The following is a 17,599-nucleotide window of genomic DNA, read 5'->3' as shown; positions in this document are numbered from 1 at the left end:
CGCGCTCCTCCGGTCGGGGATATGCCGCCCCTTACCCGTGCACGAGAGGCCGCAACGTGCGGTAGGCGATACCGAGACCGGTCTGTACCCTCTCCGTGCTTCCGCTCCACACCGGGTCCTCGTGCTCGACGGAGACGACCCCGTCGTAGCCGCCCTCGTAGAGCGCGTCGATCACCCTGGTCCAGTCGACCTGGCCGAGGCCGGGCACCCGGAAGCGGTACCAGCCCTTCTCCCCGCTGATCGGGCCGTAGAACCCGTATCGGTCGATCCTGCCGTCGAGGAGCTGGGTGTCCTTGGCCTGGACGTGCGCGATGTTCCCGATGTGCGGGACCATCGCCGCGACCGGGTCGATCCCCAGCGCCACCAGGTGTGAGGGGTCGTAGTTGAGCTTGAGCCCGAGCGTGAACATCCACTCCCACAGCTCGGGGGAGTAGGCCAGGTTGCCGGGATATCCATCGGGATGCCAGCTCTTCATCACGCAGTTCTCGATCACCAGCTCGACGCCGTGCCGGCGGGCGTGCTCGACGAGCGGGCCGAAGACGTCGGCGGCCAGCTTGAGGTTGTCGCGCACCGGCAGCCGGGGGTCGCGGCCCACGAAGGTGCCCACGGTGGGGCAGCCGAGCGCGGCGGCGGCCTCGACGCACCGCCTGACGTGCGCGTTCACCTCCGGCCCAGCCTCAGGGTGCAGATTGTTCTCGTAGTACGCGATCGAGGAAAGCGTGAGTCCGCTCTCCGCGAAGATTCGCCTGACTCGCTCGCATTCGGCGTCGTCGAAACGATCTACTCTGATGTGATTTCGCTCATCAGGAGCAGGCCATCCGGCCACCTCCAGCGCCTCGAAGCCCTGGTTCGCGGCCCAGCGTGCTATGTCGGTAAGGTCGCTTTCCGGAAGACACGCAGTCAGAAACCCCAATTTCATCAGTCACCTCCGACGGAAGTCGTAGACTTAAGAGTGTTACCGGCGCAACTATCGTGTGCAAACAAGCGCTAAAGCTTTGACTTTTGTTTGATCAATACGCATAAGTGTGGGGAATGCGCGTCATCACCTTCCAAGAGCCAGGCAAAGTCCGCGTCAGCCTGGAGTCGCCCGCCGAACTCGTCCCGGGCACAGTGCGAGTACGCACTCTCTATTCAGGAGTCTCAGCGGGCACCGAACTCACCGCCTATCGCGGTACCAACCCCTACCTCACTCGCAAGTGGGACACCGAGCGCAGGCTCTTCACCGAGGGTCAGACGCACGCATACCCCCTGTCGGGGTGGGGCTATCAGGAGGTCGGCGAGGTGGTGGAGGCCGCGCCCGATGTGGCCGACCCGCCGATCGGCAGCCTGGTGTGGGGCATCTGGGGCCACCGCGCCGAGGCCGTCGTCCCGGCGGACAAGCTCGTCGGCCACGTCCTGCCCCCCGGCGCCGACCCCCTGACCGGCGTCTTCGCCCGGGTGGGCGCCATCGCGCTCAACGCCGTGCACGCCGCCGACGTGCACCTCGGCGACCAGATCGCGATCTTCGGCCAGGGCGTCATCGGGCTGCTCGCCACCCGCCTGGCCGTGCTCAGCGGCGCCCGCGTGGTCGCCGCCGACGCCATCGCCGACCGGCTGGAGCTGGCCAGGAGGTTCGGCGCGGCCGAGACCTTCGACGTGGCCTCGGGCTCGGTGGCCGAGTTCATGCGCAAGCGGATCGAGGGCGCCGACACCGTCATCGAGCTCAGCGGCAGCCACCAGGGCCTGCACGAGGCGATCAGGACCGTCCGCAAGGGCGGCCGGGTCGTGGCCGCCGGCTTCTACCAGGGCGACGGCATCGGCCTGCGGCTCGGCGAGGAGTTCCACCACAACCAGGTCCAGCTCGTCTCCTCCCAGATCGGCGGCGTCGCCTCGTGGCTGGCGCACCGGTGGGACGTCGAGCGCCTGCAGCGCACGTTCATGGAGCTCGTGCACCGCGGCGAGGTCGACGCCGGCGAGCTCATCAGCCACGTCATGCCCGCCGACCGGGCGGCCGAGGCGTTCGACCTGCTCGACAAGCACCAGTCCGAGGTGCTCCAGCTCGTCTTCGAATTCAAGGAGTAAACAGTGAAGCTCGCCGTACAGGAGCAGCTTCTGCCCGGTCGCTCGCTGCAGGAGAAGTACGCGTTCGCGCTCGACGCCGGGTTCGACGCGATCGAGCTGCGCGGCAAGGGCGATTTCCACTTCGCGGGCCGCCTCACCGAGCTGAAGCGCGCGCTGGCCGACGGCGTGGTGATGCCGACGGTCTGCGTGGACATGCCCCACTTCATCGGCGACTTCGACCCGGCCAAGCGCAAGGACGCGATCCAGCAGCTCCGCTCGCAGCTCACGGTGATCGGCGAGCTGGGCGGCATCGGCGTCATGACGCCCGCCTCCTGGGGGCAGTTCTCGCGCCGGCTGCCCCCGTTCGAGCCGCCGCGCAGCCCCGAGGAGGACCGCGAGGTGCTGGCCGAGGCGCTGGGCATCCTCGGCGAGCACGCGCAGCGCAACGGCGTGCTGATCATGCTGGAGCCGCTCAACCGCTACGAGAACCACATGGTCAACACCCTGGCCGAGGCGGTCTCCTACTGCGCCATGGACTCCATCAGGGTGGTCGGCGACACGTACCACATGAACATCGAGGAGGACGACCCCTGCCGCGCGCTGATCGACGCGGCCCCCTACATCGCGCACATGCAGATCAGCGAGTCCAACCGCAACCAGCCGGGCACCGGCCACCTCGACTGGGGCGCGCAGCTGGCCACCCTCGACGCCGTCGGCTTCGACGGCTACCTCGCGCTGGAGTGCCGGCTCCGCGGCGAGCCCGAGATCGTCCTCCCCCAAACCGCAGCATTCGTGAGGAAATATCTATGATCCTCCGCGACGCCGTGCGCGTCCTGGCCAGCAACTGGGACGGCAGTTACACGGTCCCCTCCCGTCGCCTCTACCCCCACCAGTGGAGCTGGGACTCCGCGTTCATCGCGATCGGCAACGCCCGCTGGTCGCCGCGCCGGGCCAGGGCGGAGCTGCTGACCCTGTTCGGGGCCCAGTGGGCCGACGGCAGGGTGCCGCACATCGTGTTCAACCCGGCGGTGCCCGAGGGGGCCTACTTCCCCGGCCCCGAGTTCTGGCGGACCGGGGCGCCGTCCGGGGTGCGCACCTCCGGCATCGTCCAGCCGCCCGTGCACGCGCTGGCCGCCTGGAAGGTGCACCTGTCGGAGCCCGATCCCGCGTTCCTGCGCCGGATCTACCCCCGGCTGGTGGCCCAGCAGGAGTTCCTGCGCAGCGCCCGGCGCTCGCCCGAAGGGCTGATCTCGATCGTGCACCCCTGGGAGTCGGGCATGGACAACAGCCCGGCCTGGGACCTGCCGCTGGCCGCCGTCCGCCCCGGGCCGCTCGGCTTCGTGCGCAGAGACCTCGACAGCGTCAGCGCAGAGGAGCGGCCCACCGACCGCGACTACCACCAGTACGTCGAGCTGGCCAGGGCCTACCGCGAGTCCGGCTACCGCGAACCTGGCGCGTTCCAGGTCGAGTGCCCGCTGTTCAACGCCGCGTACGGCGTGGCCGAGTCGACGCTGGCCCGCATCGCCAAGGTGTGCGGCCTGGACCCCGAGCCCCACGAGCGCGAGGCCGCGGCGCTCACCCGCGCCATGGTGACGCACCTGTTCGACGGGCGCCTCTTCCAGGCCCGCGACGTGCCGTCCGGCGCCCTGCTGCGCTCCAGCAGCGCGGCCGGGCTGACGCCGCTCATGCTGCCGGGGCTGCCGCCCGAGGTGGCCGAGGCGCTGATCGGCACCGCGCTCGACCGGTTCGGGCTCAAGGAGCTGCCGCTGCCCAGTTACGCCCCCGACGCGCCCGGCTTCGACGCCGCCCGCTACTGGCGCGGGCCGAGCTGGGTGAACGTGAGCTGGTTGGTCTGGCAGGGGCTGCGGGAGCGCCGCCCCGACCTGGCCAGGACGCTCGCCGAGTCGGTCATGCGGGCGGTGTCCAGGTCGGGCTTTCGCGAGTACTTCGACCCGCGCACGCTGCGCGGTCACGGATGCAGGGACTTCAGCTGGTCAGCCGCCCTGGTCCTCGACCTGGTGGCGGAGCACGGCCTGAACGCTCTGAAGCCGCCGGGCCGCCAGGCCGGTCAGGAACAGTGGAGCGTCGGAAAAGTCGACGACATCGGTGATCACGTGCTCGCGTAGCGGCCCGCCGTGCTCCCTGAGCAGGGCGACGGTCTCGTGCGAGAGCCGCTCCCTGTCCCAGGCGTGCGCCAGGCCGCGCGGCACCCGGCCGATCTGGGCGCAGCGCAGCGTCAGCCCGTTGTGGTGGAACTCCTCGCCGAGCCGCACCTCCTGCGCGCCCTGGGTGTAGAAGGCCAGGTCGACCAGCGTGCCCTGGGGGCGCAGCAGCCGCAGCCCGAGCGCCAGCGCCCTGGTCTGGCCGCGGCACTGGAAGACCACGTCGGCGCCCCGGTCGCCGGTGCCGTGCCGCCAGCGGCGCTTCAGCGTGACCGCCGGGTCCTCCTCGGCTGCCAGCGTGCCGGCGCCGAGCGCCGCGGCGATCTCCAGGCGGGCCGGGGTCTCGTCCACGACCACCACCTCGGCCGCGCCGCCGGACAGGGCGAAGACGGCCGTCAGCAGCCCGACGACGCCCGCCCCGACCACCGCGACCCGCCGCCCGCGCACGCCGTCGCCCAGGTGCCGCACGGCCGGGCCGTGCAGGTCGTGGGCGGCGTGCAGGAGGCCGTTGGCGCAGATCGGGCCCATGTGGGCGACGTAGATGCCAAGCAGGGGGTCGAGGTCGGCGGGCAGCTCCACGAACCTGTCGGTCATCGGGTCGGCCACGTACGCCGTGCGGTGCCCGTAGCACATCGCCACCGTGGCGCCCTCGCGCACGGCCCGGGTGCGCGACTCGGTCACCCGGCCGACCTGCATGTAGCCGATGCCGCGCACCGGGTAGGAGACCGATGGCTCGCCCTCCAGGAACAGCCCGAGCGCCGGGTCCCAGGTCGCGGCGAGGTAGGGGTTGGTGCCCTTGACGTAGGTCAGCTCGGTGCCCGCGGAGATCCCGCTGTAGAGGGTCTCGACCTGGAAGCCGCCCTCGGGCACGTCGGGCAGCTTCTCCTCGACCAGGCAGACCTCGCCCGGTCGTTCGATACTCAGCACGTCACTCGTCATCGAGCATCACCGGCCTCCGTTCGGCGGCGGACTGGGCCAGGGCCAGGGCCAGGCGGTGGGTGCGCAGCGCCTCCCCGTACGGTACGCGCACATCGGCCGGCCTGCCCTGCACCGCGTTGATGAACTCCCGGTCCACCCGGACCTTGGCCTGGCCGTCGTCCTCGATCACGCGTTCGCCGTCCACGAGCAGCCGGGTCTCGCTCAGCTCCAGCGCGATGCCGTCGGCGCACACCTCCAGCCCGACCCGGTGCTTCTGGGTGAGCAGGCACGAGGTGGCCAGCAGCCCGGCGGCCCCGCCGGCGAAGCGCATGGCCGCGGCCGTGGCCCGGTCGATCTCGCCGGTGACCGTGTTCTCGGCGGGCACGGCGTGCACCATGGAGACCTCGCCGACCAGCAGCCGGGCCAGGTCCAGGACGTGCACGGCCTGCTCGACGATCTGGCCGCCGGACATGTCGGGGTTCAGCCACCAGGCCACGGGGGGCACCTTGTCCAGCCAGTGGCCCAGCGCGAGGCGTACGGGGCGGCCGTCGAGCAGGTCGTGGGCCTGCTCGACGATCCCGAGGTAGCGCCAGTGGTGGCCGACGGCGGAGGGCAGAGATCTCCGCTCGATTTCGGCCGCGATTTTTTCTGCGGTTTGGAGGTCCAACGAGAGTGGTTTTTCCACGAAAATCGGCAGATTGCACGACAGAACGTCGTGTTCCGGGTTACCGTGCGCGAAAGGAGGCACGCAGACGTAGACAGCATCGAGACCGCCGGCACTGAGGAGGTCCGCATGGCTGCCATAAGCGGGCGCGCCATGCTCCGAGGCGAGAGCCTCGGCTCTGCTCGGGTCGGTGTCGGCGATCCCGGCGATCGTGACATCGGGGAACCCGGACAGGACGTGTGCATGGCGAGCGGCGACATTCCCGGCACCTACGATGCCGACACGGGTCATAGGGGACACAACCCGGCATATGCCACGTCTAGGTCCAATCAAACAAACAGGTTCAAATCGCTATAGCCCGGGCAGGAGCCGTGACCTCATGAGATCGGGGCTGATGCATGGAGAATGATGTGCGAGCCTTGGCCAGGGTCCAGGAGTGGTACGGCCCACACTCGAGCACGGCAGCCGAGTGGCCGGTGGACGCCTTAATGATGGCCAAGGGAGACACCACGGTAAGCGTGGTCCTGCCCGCGCGTGACGAAGAGAACACGGTGGGCGACATCGTCAGGGTCATCCGGCGAGAGCTCGTCGAGCGCACGCCGCTCGTGGACGAGATCCTCGTCGTCGACTCCAACTCGACCGACGGCACGGCCGAGCGGGCCCGCGCGGCCGGAGCCCGCGTGGTGGCCCAGAACGAGGTGCTTCCCCACCTGCCGCCGCTCACGGGCAAGGGGGAGGCGTTGTGGAAGGGGCTGGCCGCCTCGAAGGGCGACATCATCGTCTACATCGACGCCGACCTGCGCAGCTTCGGCGCGCACTACGTGTCGGGGCTGGTGGGGCCGTTGCTGGTGGACGGCGACACCCACTTCGTCAAGGCGACCTACGAACGCCCGTACATCGGCTCGGACGGCGTCCCCCAGCGCGGTGGTGGCGGACGCGTGACCGAGCTGGTGGCCCGGCCCCTGCTCAACATGTTCTGGCCGGAGCTGGCCGGCTTCGCCCAGCCGCTCGGCGGAGAGTACGCCGCCCGGCGCGAGGTGCTCGAACAGGTGCCGTACGTCACCGAGTACGGCGTCGAGTTCGGGCTCCTGGTCGACCTGCTCCACCTGGTCGGACTGGACGCGATGGCCCAGGTGGACCTGGGGCACCGCACGCACACCCACCAGTCGATGACCGCGCTCGGCCGCATGGCCGGGCAGATCATGCTCACCGCCTGGTCCCGCCTGGAACGGCAGGGCCGCGTGCTGGCGTCGGAGGCCCCGGCGCACACGCTGCTGCAGTTCGGGCTCGAAGGACAGGCCGGCCTGGTGGACGTGGGAGTCGCGGAGCGGCCTCCGCTGGCCTCCCTCGTCCTTGAGGAGGACCTGGCATGAAAGTCCTGCTGAACGCGGGCCCGTGGCTCGCCGTCCCGCCCGCCGGCTACGGCGGGATCGAGAACGTGGTGGCCACGCTGGTCCCGGCGCTGCGCGAGCGCGGGGTGAGCGTGGTGCTGGCCTCGGTCGGCTCCAGCACGCTGGAGGTGGACGAGCTGATCAGCGCCTACGACGACGAGCAGTTCCCCGAGTTGCAGAAGCCGTACAACCAGGTGATGGGCATCACCCACGCGCACCTGGCGCGCGTCGTGGCCGAGCTGCGCCGGCGCGACGACATCGACCTCGTGCACGACCACGTCGAGGTGGTCGGCCCCGCGGTGCTGTCGGCCTACGACGGCCCGCCCGTCCTCCACACCCTCCACTGGGACCTGCGCAAACATCCCGCCTTCTACGGGGCGTTCCCGCCCTCGATCGCGGTCAACGGCGTCTCGGAGTCGCAGCTCGCCCGCGCCCCCGAGCCCCTGCGGGCCGCCTCGCTCGGCTCCGTCCACCTGGCCACCCCGCTGGCCGACCGCGACCTGCGCGTCGAACGCGGCGAGCACCTGGTCGTGATGGGCCGCGTCTGCGGGCTCAAGGGCCAGCACGTGGCGGCCCGGATCTGCCAGAAGCTCGGCCTGCCGCTCGTCCTGGCCGGCCCGGTCAGCGGCCGCGACAACCAGGCCGAGCTGGACGTCATCGCCCAGGACCCCTACCACCCGCTGCACAGCCACCCCGACGTGCGCTACCACCTCGACCAGGTCACCCCCTACCTGGACGGCGACCTGGTCAGATGGGTCGGCGCGGTGGGCGGCGACGAGCGCGACCACCTCTACGCCTCCGCCCGCGCCGCCCTGTTCCCCATCCAGTGGGACGAGCCGGGCGGCACGGCCGTCGTGGAGGCGCTGGCGCTCGGAGTGCCGCCGGTGGGCCTGCGGCGGGGCTGCCTGCCGGAGATCATCGACCACGGCCGCACCGGCTTCCTGGCCGACAGCGAGGAGGAGCTGGCGGAGTGGGTGCTGCGGGTGGACGAGCTGGACCCGGAGGAGTGCCGCCGCGAGGCCCACCGCCGCTTCTCGCCCTCCGTCATGGCCGACCGCTACCTGGAGCTGTACGGCGAGGTCCTGCGCTCACGCCGCTGACACGGCCTCGGCCGAGCGGGTCCTGAGCGACAGCCGGGCGGGGACGGCGGTGGCGAGCAGCGCCAGGGCGGCGGCCGCCCCGACGACCAGCGCGTAGGCCGCCGGCGGCACGTACGGCACCGCCGACCCCGTCATCCCCGCCCCGAACGCCGCCAGCGTGACCAGGGCGATCGCCGACCCTGCCAGCACGGAGGTCAGCACGGCGGCGAGCGTCTCCAGCCGCACCATGCGCAGGACCTGCCGCCGGGTCGTGCCGGCCAGCCGCAGCACGGCCAGCTCCCGCGCCCGGCCGGAGGTGGCCATGGCCAGCGTGTTGACCACGGCGATGGCGGTGAAGGCGATGATCAGCCCGAGCGCCACGAAGGCGACCTGCGGGTCGGCGGAGACGGGTGCCGCGGCGACGGAGGCGTCCCCCGGCGCCGCCGCGCGCAGGGCCTCGGCGGTGAGAGAGGGGGCCGAGACCAGCAGGGTGCCTGCGGGGTCGTCCACGTGCCCGGCGGCCAGCTCGTACGGCAGCGTCACGTCCCCGAAGCCCAGGCCGCGCGAGTAGACGGCGGCCACCGTCAGCGCGGCCGGCGTGCCGTCGCCGAGCGTGAGGCGCACCCGGTCGCCCGGCCCGACGCCCAGGCGGCCGGCGGCGGCGCCGCTCAGCGCGACCGAGCCCGCGCCGAACCCGTCCATCGAGCCCGCCTCGACCCCCAGGTCCAGCGTGCGGGGGTCGTAGGTGACGGCCTGGGCGGGGTACTTGTCCAGGCCGAACCGCACCGACGTGCGCAGCACCCGCGTCACGGCCTCGACGCCGGGCAGGCGGCCGGCCTCCTCGAAGGCGGCGCCGGGCAGCGCGTGCGCGCCGCGGGTGCCGGCCGCGGCCTGCTCCCCGGCGGCGGCGCCCATCGTGGTCTGGCTGAACAGGATCGTGCACGTCATCGCCACCATCAGGGTCAGCGGCGACAGCACCGCGCCCAGCGCCCCGGGCGCGGCCCGCAGGTTCCTGGCGGCCAGGAAGCCGCTCGCCCCGCCCCGCCGCCCGGCCCCGGCCAGCAGCGGGCCGATGACGAAGACGGCCGCCCTGGCGAGCAGGGGGCCCAGCACCGCCACGGCGACCGTCCAGACCAGCGCGGTCAGCATGGTCACCGGCGTGGCCGCGGCCTCGGTGTCCAGCCCGGACAGCACCAGGGAGAGCGTCGTGCCCCCGGCGAGGAGCACCGCCCCGGCCACCCACCGCCACCACGGCAGCCGCCGGTCGTCGATCGCGGCCGCGCCGAGCGCCTCGACCGGCCGGATCCGGGTCAGGCGGCGGGCCGAGACGCGCGCCGCGGCCCAGGCGGCGCCCACCGTGGACAGCAGCGCGGCCAGGACGGGGAACGGGCTGACGACCGGCTGCAGGTTCGCCGGGGTCGCGCCCAGCGCCACGAACGTCGCGTGCAGCCACAGGCCCAGCCCGATGCCCGCCGCCGCGCCCGGCACTCCGGCCAGCACGCCCACCAGCAGCGCCTCGCCGCCGACCAGGCCGCGCACCTGCGCCGGCGTGGCGGCCACCGCCCACAGCATGGCCAGCTCGCGCCGCCGCTGCTGGATCGACAGCGCGAACGTGCCCACCACGACGAGCACGGCGACCAGCAGCGAGGTGCCGGCCAGCGCCCCGCCCATGCTGATCAGCTTCACCCTGGCCTGCTCGGCGTCCAGGAACTCCAGCCGGCCGCGCTCCTGCCCGGTGTAGAGCACGGCGCCCTCCGGGGCCCGCGCCAGGCCGGGGAAGACGCCCGCCGCGCTCACCATGCCGGGGTGCCCGGCCAGCCGGCGGGCCCGCGCGGTGCTGAAGAAGACGGTGTCCTGGCTCGGCAGGGCCTGCGCGGTGACGCCCACCACCCGGTGGCCGTGCAGCCGCGCCCCGACCGCCAGCCCGGCCCGGGCGTCCACCACGACCTCGTCATCGGCGCGCGGCGCGCGCCCCCGCGCGATCGTGAACGGGGTCAGCCCGGCCGACTCCCAGCCGTGCCCGGTGTACGTCCCGAACGGGAACGTCACCTCCGTGACCACCTCGGCCACGCCGGGCGTGCGGCGCAGCGTCTCCACCACCGACGCGGGCAGCCAGGCGCGCTCCGACAGCGGCTTGGCCTTGACCTTGGTCTCGCCGTCGCCCTTGTCGACGCTCTTGCGCACGTACTGGTCGGCGGCCACGATCGCGGGCGCGCCGGCGTACCGCTCGGGGGCGACCGCGCCGCGCAGGCCGGTCTCCAGCAGCATCAGGCACGCGCACACCAGCGCGGCCGCGCACAGCAGCGCCACGAACGCCCCCGCGAACGCGCCCTTGCGGCCGCGCAGCGTCCTGACCGCGAACCGGATCGTCACTGTGCTCACTTCCACGCCCCCAGCCCGGTCATCCGCCCGGCCACCCGCTCCGGCGACGGGGCGGTCATGGAGTCCACGATGCGGCCGTCGGCCAGGAACAGCACGGTGTCGGCGTACGAGGCGGCCAGCGGGTCGTGCGTCACCATCACCACGGTCTGGCCCAGGCCGTCGACCACCTCGCGCAGCAGCCGCAGCACGTCCCTGGCCGTCATCGTGTCCAGCGCCCCGGTGGGCTCGTCCCCGAACACCACCTCCGGCTCCGTGATCAGCGCCCGGGCGATGGCCACCCGCTGCTGCTGGCCGCCCGACAACTGCCCGGGACGGTGCCCGGCCCGGCCTTCCAGCCCCACCCGGCGCAGGATCTCCTCCAGCCGGTCCCGCCGCACCCCGGCGCCCGCCAGGCGCAGCGGCAGGGTGACGTTCTCCACCACGTCGAGCGCGGAGATCAGGTTGAACGCCTGGAACACGAAGCCGACCCGCCGCCTGCGCAGCTCGGTCAGCTCCGTCTCGCCCATCCCGGCCAGCTCCGTGCCGCCGAGGCGCACCGAGCCGGACGACGGCGCGTCCAGGCCCGCCGCGCAGTGCAGGAACGTGCTCTTGCCCGAGCCCGACGGGCCCATCACCGCCGTGAAGGAGCCGCGCGGGATGCCCACGCTCACCTCCCGCAGGGCCGCCACCGCGCCCTGCCCCTTCCCGTACACCTTGCTCACCGCGTCCAGCCGCACTGCCTCTGTCATGGCTCCCAGCCTTCCGATCAGCGGGTACGCGCCCCAGAGACGCCGTCACCGGTCACCCATGACGTGCTCATGATCCGGACACGGGTGGACAATGTGTCCGTGATTCGCGTACTTCTGGCCGAGGATCAGGCCGTGATCAGGGGCGCGCTGGCCGCCCTGCTGGAGCTGGAGCCCGACCTGGAGATCGTCGCCGCCGTCGAGTCGGGCGCGGCCGCCGTCGCCTCGGCCGCCGTGGAGCTGCCCGACGTGGCCGTCCTGGACATCGACATGCCCGGTGAGCTGGACGGCCTGGAGGCCGCCGCGCGCATCCGCGACCGCGTGCCGTCGTGCCGGACGCTCATGCTCACCGGGCACGGCAAGCCGGGGCACCTCAAGCGGGCGCTCACCGCGCAGGTGGGCGGGTTCCTGCTGAAGACCGCGCCGCCCGAGGAGTTGACGGCCGCGATCCGGGAGGTGGCCGCGGGCGGGCGGGTGCTGGACCCGTCGCTCGCCGTCACGGCCTGGGACCTGGCCGACAACCCGCTCACGCCGCGCGAGGCCGACGTGCTGCGGCTGGTCGCGGAGGGCGCGGACGCGCCGGACATCGCCGCGCGGCTGCACCTGACCGCGGGCACGGTGCGCAACTACCTGACGGCGATCGTGGTCAAGCTAAACGCCCGCAACCGTACCGACGCCGTGCGCATCGCCACCGAGGCCGGCTGGATCTGACGCCGCCCGGTGCCCGGCCGGATCTGACGCCTCCCGGTGGCCGGCCGGATCTGACGCCTCCCGGTGGCCGGCTGGATCCGACGCCGCCCGATGGCCAGCTGGATCCGACGCCGCCCGGTACGGCGCGCAGGCGTCGAGCCGGAACCAGCCGTCCGCCACCTCCGTGGCGAGCCGGCCGTCCAGCGCCGCCAGGCGGGTGCTCAGGTTGCCCAGCCCCGACGATCCGCGGCGGGCCTCGCCCGGACGGGCGCCGTCGTTGCGCACCGACAGCCGCACCCGGTCGCCCTCGGCGGCGGTGCTGATCTCGCAGTGCCGGGCGGAGCTGTGGCGCAGGACGTTCGTGACCGCCTCGCGCAGCACGGCGCTGAGCACCGTCTCGACCTCGGCCGGGAGCGGCGGGTGGGCCAGGTCGGCGGTGACCTCCACCCGGGCCGCCCGCAGGACCGAGCGGGCCGAGTCCGCCTCGGCCGCCAGCGACAGGTCGCGCTGCTCGCCGGAGACCGAGCGCAGGTCGTGCTCCGCGCGCCCGGCCAGCTCCAGCACCTCCGCCAGCTCGGCCCGAGCGCGCTCCGGCGGCAGGCGGCGGGCCAGCTCGCACTTGAGCAGGATCGCGGCCAGGCTGTGGCCGAGCAGGTCGTGCAGGTCACGGGCGGCCCGCAGGCGCTCCTCGACGACCGCCGCGCGGGCCAGGCCCTCCCGGGCCGCCTGGAGCTGCTTGGCCAGCCGCGCCAGGCGCAGCAGGCTGTAGATCACCAGGCCCGTGACGAGGGCGCTCACGGTGACGTTCACCCCCTGGCCCGGCGGCATCCGGTACGCCGCCGCGATCACCCCCGTCGCGGCCACGATCGCGGCGACCAGCGGCCAGGCCGTGCGCGGCCGGAAGGCCAGCAGCACCGGCCCCGCCAGGAAGCCCGGCACGCCCAGCCAGATCGGGCCGAACACCGGGATCGGCGCGAAGGTCAGCACGGCCATCGCCGCCAGCGCCACCATGTGCCGGCCGTCGACCGAGCGCACCTGCATGACCACGATCACGCCCAGCAGCGCGGCGGCGAGCGGCAGCAGGGCCGGCGGGATCTGGAGCAGGCCCTTGAGACTGAAGCCGATCAGCACGGCGGCCAGCAGCAGCACCGACAGGTCGGCGCGGGCGGGCTCGGCGCCGCTGCGGTCCGGGGCGGGCAGGGTCGCCTCCACGGTGTGCCTGCCCTGCTCCGACAGGCCCGCGGTCAGCCGCCCGCCCGCCGCCTTCACCCGGGCCGGCAGCTCCGCCAGCGCGTCGTCCTCGGCGGTGCGGCGGCCGTCGTCGGTCAGGCGCAGGCGCACCGTGCCAGCCCGCTCGTCGGTCTCGATCAGGCAGGTGCGCGCGGTGCCGCGGCGTACGACGTCGGTCACGGCCTCGCGCAGCACGGTCGCCAGCAGCGACCCGGCCGGGCCCAGCGGCTCGGTGTGCCCGGCGCGCACCTCCACCGTCACGCCGTCGGCGGCCAGCATGGCGCGCGCCGTGGCCAGCTCGGGCGTCAGCGACATCGCGCGGTAGCTCGCCGCGGCGGCCCGCGCGTCGGCCAGCGACCGCCGCGCCGCGCCCACCACCTCACCCAGATCGGCGGCGGTCCTGCCGCCGGCGTTGTCGGCAGCCCTGTCGCCGGCGGCCCTGTTGCCGGCGGCCCTGTCGTCGGCGGCCCTGTCGTCGGGAGCTCTGCCGGTGGCGGGTTCTTGGGCGGCGGGTTCTTGAGTGGTGGGTTCCTGGGTGGCGGGTTCCGGGGCGGGGGGCTGGGCGAGGGCGCGGCGTACGCCCTCCGTGATCGTGGCCAGGCCGCGTCCGAGGCCGTCGCTCAGCTCGGCCGCGATGCGCAGGCGCTCCTCGCCCACCGCCGCGGCGGCCAGGGCCAGGCGGGTGGCGTGCAGCTCGTCCACGCGCTCGACCAGCCGGATGAGACCGGGCACGATCAGCGTCATCAGGACCGTGGTGATCGCCAGGTCGAGCGTCGTGGCGACGTCGCCGCTCCTGGCGTACGCGAGCACGACCGCGCCGAGCACCACCGCCGGCGCCAGCGCCCGCAACCGGGTCACCAGCAGCGAGCCCGCCAGGTATCCCAGCACCACCACGGACGAGCCCGCCCCTAGCGTCACCCAGGAGACGAGCACCGCCTGCGCGGCCAGCAGCCACCAGGTCCTGGACCAGAGCGTGTAGAGGCACTGCACCGCGAAGACGAGGACCGCCCCGGGGGCGCCCGCCAGGACGTACACGCTGGACAGCGCCGCCAGCACCGCCACCACGATCACGCGAGCCAGAACCACACCCGCAAGCCTAGGAGAACCCCTCCGGCCGCGCGGGACGGGGCCGGACGGGGGCCAAGACGAGGACCGCCGCCTCCGCGCGGCGGCCCAGGGGCCGGGAGGGGGCTCGCGGCAGGGCGGCAACCGGCCAGGAGAAGTGGCGGGGGCTCGGGGCAGGGCGGCAACCGGCCAGGAGAAGTGGTGGGGGCTTGCGGCAGGGCGGCAGCCGGTCAGGAGAAGTGGCGGGGGAGGACGGCGACCGGGCAGGTGGAGGCGCGCAGCACCTTCATGGACAGCTCGCCCAGAAACACCCGGTGCGGCTGGGCGTCCTCGCTGGCCGCGCAGACCAGCAGCTCGCCCGGCAGCCACTCGACGTCGCGCAGCGCCGCCGCCACGTCGTGCCCCTCGGCCACCTCCGGCTCCGCCTCGATCCCGGTCGTCTCCCACGCCAGCCGCACGGCCAGCGCCAGGTCGTCCCTGAGCCGGCCCTGGTCCTCGGTGCGCAGGTCGAGGGTGATCAGCCGGAGCGGCACGCCGAGCCGCAGGGCCGCCTGCGCCACCCGCTCCACCGCCGCGTCGCACTGCGGCCGGTGCACGTAGGCGAGGGTGAGGCGGCCGGGCCCGGCGGGCGGCACGTGGTGGGCGGGCGCCAGCATGACGGCCTCGGACGACAGGTGGAGCAGGTGGTCGGCGGCGGTGCCGATGGTGATGCGGCCGGGCTGCCCGCCGGCGGCCGAGCCGATCACGATCAGGTCGGCCCTGATCCTGCTCGCCAGCACCGACAGGCCGCGCCCCGTGCCCCTGCTCTCGAACGTGAGGTATTCGGCCGGGACCGGCCCCAGCTCCTCGGCGGCGTGCGCCAGGTTGGCCTGCGCCTCGACCGCCAGCCCGGGGCTGCCCGGCGGGTAGATCGTGGCGATCGTCAGCTCGCCCCGGGTCACGCGCGTGATCGCGGAACCGAGGGCGAGAGCGTCCCGCCCGCCCTGGTCGTTCGCGTATCCGACGATCACGTGCGCCCCGATCACGATTGCCCTCTTACCCGCTCTGAACAGGGAATACGCGGCCTTCGTACGAGTGTTGCAAACATGCGGAGGCGCAAAGAAGTGAAGATCACTCTTGATACCCGGCTCGTCGGGTCTCTCGGTCCGGTCACCCTTCGTGAAGCGGTTCAGCAGCTCAGGGCGCGGGATCTGGCCTGTACCGTCGCGGCCGACGCCGTGGAGCGGAAGGTCACCGTCTTCTCCGACTGCGTGGAGCGCGGGTTCACCCCGCTGCGCAGCGAGATCATGGCCGCCTACTACGTCGCCGAGCGTGATGCCACCACCGAGGCGTTCGACCGGGGGCTCATCACGCGGGCCGAGCTGGAGATGAAACAGGCCGCCCTCGCCCGTCAGCTCCTGAGCTGAGATAACGATCCGCCTTTTGGTGGAGGTGTCTGACCCACCGAGTTCGTAAAGTCGTGTCCATTGATCATTCATCGATTGGACACGCGTGTATCAGGACATCGTCGGCTTCGCCCTCACCACGCCCGCATGGCTGCACACCTTCGCCGAGGTCGGCACGGACGCGGGGTTATTCGTGTTCGCGGCGCTCTTCGTGGTGGCCGCGCTGCGGGCGTGGCGGCGGCCGGCGCGTGACCTGGCGCTGGTCATCGCGGGCCCGGCGGGGATCGTGCTCTCCTACGTGCTCAGCGAGGTCGTCAAGCTCGTCGTCCGGGAGGACCGGCCGTGCCGGGGCGGGGTCGCGACGATCGCCGCCTGCCCGCCCCTGGACGACTGGTCCTTCCCCAGCAACCACTCCGTGATCGCGGCGGGCGCGGCGGCCACCCTGGTGCTGGCCTGGCGGGCCCTGGCCTGGGCGGTGTTCCCGCTGGCGGCGGTCATGGCCTTCTCGCGGGTGTTCGTGGGGGTGCACTATCCGCACGACGTGATCGCGGGCTTCGCGCTGGGGGCGGTGCTGGCGCCGCTGTTCGCGCTGCTGATGGTCGGCGCCGTCACCCCGGCCGTCCGGCTCGCCCGCGCCCGCCTGGCGGGCACGGGCCGGACCCCGGCGCAGGTCGCGCACCCGCTCATCACCGCCGCCCCGGTCCCCGACGCACCCCGCCCGGCCCAGGTCCCCGAGGGGCAGGACCCTTACTTCGGGCAGGCGGGTCAGGGCGCCTACCCTGGGCCGGCGCGGCGGCAGGCCGCGCATCCCGAGCCGGCGGGCCAGGACCCTTGCCTCGGGCAGCCGGGGCGGGAGTTCTACGCGGGTGAGCCGCCCCAGCGATCCGTGGCCTCGATGAGCCGGTCCAGGATGCCCGGCTCCGAGTAGGCGTGCCCGGCGTCGGCCACGAGGTGGAACTCGGCCTCGGGCCACGCCTTGTGCAGGTCCCAGGCGGTGGCCGCCGGGGTGCAGGCGTCGTAGCGGCCCTGCACGATCACCGCCGGGATGTGCCGGATCTTGTCCACGTTCCTGATGAGCTGGTCGGCGGGGTCGAAGAAGCCGCCGTGGCGGAAGTAGTGGTTCTCGATCCTGGCGAAGCTGACCGCCATGCGGGCCTCGCCGAACTCCTCGACCAGCGACGGGTCGGGCAGCAGCGTGATCGTGCCCGCCTCCCACTGGGCCCACGCCCGGGCCGCCGCCAGCCTGGCCGCGTCGTCGGGGCCCTCCAGCCGCCGCCCGAAGGCGGCGATCAGGTCGTCCCGCTCCTCCTCGGGGATCGCGGCGACGTAACGCTCCCACAGGTCGGGGAACAGGGCGCCGGCGCCCTCCTGGTAGAACCAGCGCAGCTCCTGCGGCCGCAGGGTGAAGATCCCGCGCAGCACCAGCTCGGTCGTCCGGTCCGGATGCGTCTGCGCGTACGCGAGCGCCAGCGCGCTGCCCCACGACCCGCCGAACACCTGCCACCGTTCGATGCCCAGGTGCTCGCGCAGCCGCTCCATGTCGGCCACCAGGTTCCACGTCGTGTTGGCGCTCAGGTCGGTGGCCGGGTCGGAGGCGTGCGGCAGGCTCCGGCCGCAGTTGCGCTGGTCGAACAGGACGATGCGGTACAGGTCGGGGTTCCACTGGCGGCGGTGCTTGGCACTGCACCCCCCGCCGGGGCCGCCGTGCAGCATGACGGCCGGCTTGCCGTCGGGGTTGCCGCAGACCTCGTAGTAGATCTGGTTGCCGTCGCCGACGTCGAGCAGGCCGGAGTCGTACGGTTCGATGGGCGGGTACAGAGTTCTCATACGGCCTGATCCTGCCGCATGTCACGGGGCGAATCGCCGCC

Annotated in this window: 15 protein-coding genes and 1 pseudogene; 8 read left to right on the top strand and 8 right to left on the bottom strand. The window is 73.2% G+C overall.

Going from position 1 to position 17,599, the window contains the following annotated elements; all coding sequences use genetic code 11:
• Window positions 1-31: 31 nt before the first annotated feature.
• Entirely contained in the window at window positions 32-919 is an 888-nt protein-coding gene (locus IO39_RS04695) for a sugar phosphate isomerase/epimerase family protein (protein WP_043616422.1), read from the bottom strand.
• Between the two features lie 191 nt (window positions 920-1,110).
• On the opposite strand from IO39_RS04695, the gene IO39_RS04690 reads away from it, so the two are divergent.
• The 3 genes and pseudogenes from IO39_RS04690 to IO39_RS59860 form a co-directional block, all read left to right on the top strand.
• Window positions 1,111-2,061, top strand: a complete 951-nt coding sequence (locus tag IO39_RS04690) for a zinc-dependent alcohol dehydrogenase (protein WP_245641811.1) — start codon at window positions 1,111-1,113, stop codon at window positions 2,059-2,061.
• Window positions 2,062-2,064: 3 nt separating this feature from the next.
• Complete coding sequence (locus IO39_RS04685; protein WP_043616418.1) at window positions 2,065-2,850, top strand: sugar phosphate isomerase/epimerase family protein; 786 nt, start codon at window positions 2,065-2,067, stop codon at window positions 2,848-2,850.
• Window positions 2,847-4,025, top strand: a pseudogene (locus tag IO39_RS59860) (MGH1-like glycoside hydrolase domain-containing protein); the annotation flags it as partial. The gene IO39_RS04685 and the pseudogene IO39_RS59860, both read left to right, overlap by 4 nt.
• 9 nt (window positions 4,026-4,034) lie before the next feature.
• Here the strand turns inward: IO39_RS59860 and IO39_RS04675 are convergent.
• Complete coding sequence (locus IO39_RS04675; protein ID WP_245641810.1) at window positions 4,035-5,129, bottom strand: zinc-binding dehydrogenase; 1,095 nt, start codon at window positions 5,127-5,129, stop codon at window positions 4,035-4,037.
• 1 nt (window position 5,130) lies between these two features.
• Window positions 5,131-6,075, bottom strand: coding sequence for a Gfo/Idh/MocA family protein (locus IO39_RS04670; RefSeq protein WP_043616408.1), 945 nt, complete (start codon window positions 6,073-6,075; stop codon window positions 5,131-5,133).
• Window positions 6,076-6,182: 107 nt separating this feature from the next.
• Here IO39_RS04670 and IO39_RS04665 point away from each other — a divergent pair, with 107 nt between their 5' ends.
• Window positions 6,183-7,157, top strand: a complete 975-nt coding sequence (locus IO39_RS04665) for a glucosyl-3-phosphoglycerate synthase (RefSeq protein WP_052422439.1) — start codon at window positions 6,183-6,185, stop codon at window positions 7,155-7,157.
• On the top strand, window positions 7,154-8,275 hold the full coding sequence (locus tag IO39_RS04660; RefSeq protein WP_043616403.1) for a glycosyltransferase: 1,122 nt from the start codon (window positions 7,154-7,156) through the stop codon (window positions 8,273-8,275). Before IO39_RS04665 ends, IO39_RS04660 begins: the two co-directional genes overlap by 4 nt.
• On the opposite strand, the gene IO39_RS04655 is transcribed toward IO39_RS04660, so the two are convergent.
• Together IO39_RS04655 and IO39_RS04650 are read right to left on the bottom strand one after the other, a co-directional pair.
• A complete protein-coding gene (locus IO39_RS04655; RefSeq protein ID WP_245641809.1) occupies window positions 8,264-10,636 on the bottom strand; it encodes an ABC transporter permease in 2,373 nt (790 codons plus the stop codon). The genes IO39_RS04660 and IO39_RS04655 overlap by 12 nt on opposite strands.
• Window positions 10,633-11,364, bottom strand: a complete 732-nt coding sequence (locus IO39_RS04650) for an ABC transporter ATP-binding protein (RefSeq protein ID WP_052422438.1) — start codon at window positions 11,362-11,364, stop codon at window positions 10,633-10,635. Before IO39_RS04650 ends, IO39_RS04655 begins: the two co-directional genes overlap by 4 nt.
• Window positions 11,365-11,463: 99 nt before the next feature.
• Between IO39_RS04650 and IO39_RS04645 the strand changes: the two genes are divergently transcribed.
• A complete protein-coding gene (locus IO39_RS04645) occupies window positions 11,464-12,072 on the top strand; it encodes a response regulator transcription factor (RefSeq protein ID WP_043616795.1) in 609 nt (202 codons plus the stop codon).
• Here IO39_RS04645 and IO39_RS04640 read toward each other — a convergent pair.
• Both IO39_RS04640 and IO39_RS04635 read right to left on the bottom strand, forming a co-directional pair.
• Window positions 12,013-14,367: a sensor histidine kinase gene (locus IO39_RS04640; RefSeq protein ID WP_063765210.1), complete on the bottom strand. Its 2,355-nt coding sequence runs from the start codon at window positions 14,365-14,367 to the stop codon at window positions 12,013-12,015. The two genes, IO39_RS04645 and IO39_RS04640, sit on opposite strands and share 60 nt — an antisense overlap.
• A gap of 209 nt (window positions 14,368-14,576) precedes the next feature.
• Window positions 14,577-15,371 carry a universal stress protein gene (locus tag IO39_RS04635; RefSeq protein ID WP_043616393.1) on the bottom strand — a complete coding sequence of 265 codons (795 nt, stop codon included), beginning with the start codon at window positions 15,369-15,371 and terminating at the stop codon, window positions 14,577-14,579.
• Window positions 15,372-15,563: 192 nt separating this feature from the next.
• On the opposite strand from IO39_RS04635, the gene IO39_RS54095 reads away from it, so the two are divergent.
• Both IO39_RS54095 and IO39_RS04625 read left to right on the top strand, forming a co-directional pair.
• On the top strand, window positions 15,564-15,752 hold the full coding sequence (locus tag IO39_RS54095; protein WP_157547891.1) for a hypothetical protein: 189 nt from the start codon (window positions 15,564-15,566) through the stop codon (window positions 15,750-15,752).
• 85 nt (window positions 15,753-15,837) lie between these two features.
• Window positions 15,838-16,659: a phosphatase PAP2 family protein gene (locus IO39_RS04625; RefSeq protein WP_245641808.1), complete on the top strand. Its 822-nt coding sequence runs from the start codon at window positions 15,838-15,840 to the stop codon at window positions 16,657-16,659.
• On the opposite strand, the gene pip is transcribed toward IO39_RS04625, so the two are convergent.
• On the bottom strand, window positions 16,590-17,558 hold the full coding sequence (gene pip, locus IO39_RS04620; protein ID WP_043616389.1) for a prolyl aminopeptidase: 969 nt from the start codon (window positions 17,556-17,558) through the stop codon (window positions 16,590-16,592). The two genes, IO39_RS04625 and pip, sit on opposite strands and share 70 nt — an antisense overlap.
• Between the last annotated feature and the right edge of the window lie 41 nt (window positions 17,559-17,599).

The sequence above is a fragment of the Nonomuraea candida genome (assembly GCF_000725485.1).
Lineage (GTDB): Bacteria > Actinomycetota > Actinomycetes > Streptosporangiales > Streptosporangiaceae > Nonomuraea > Nonomuraea candida.
Note: the sequence above shows the minus strand (reverse complement) of the source record. Positions and strands in the feature narration are given on the sequence as shown.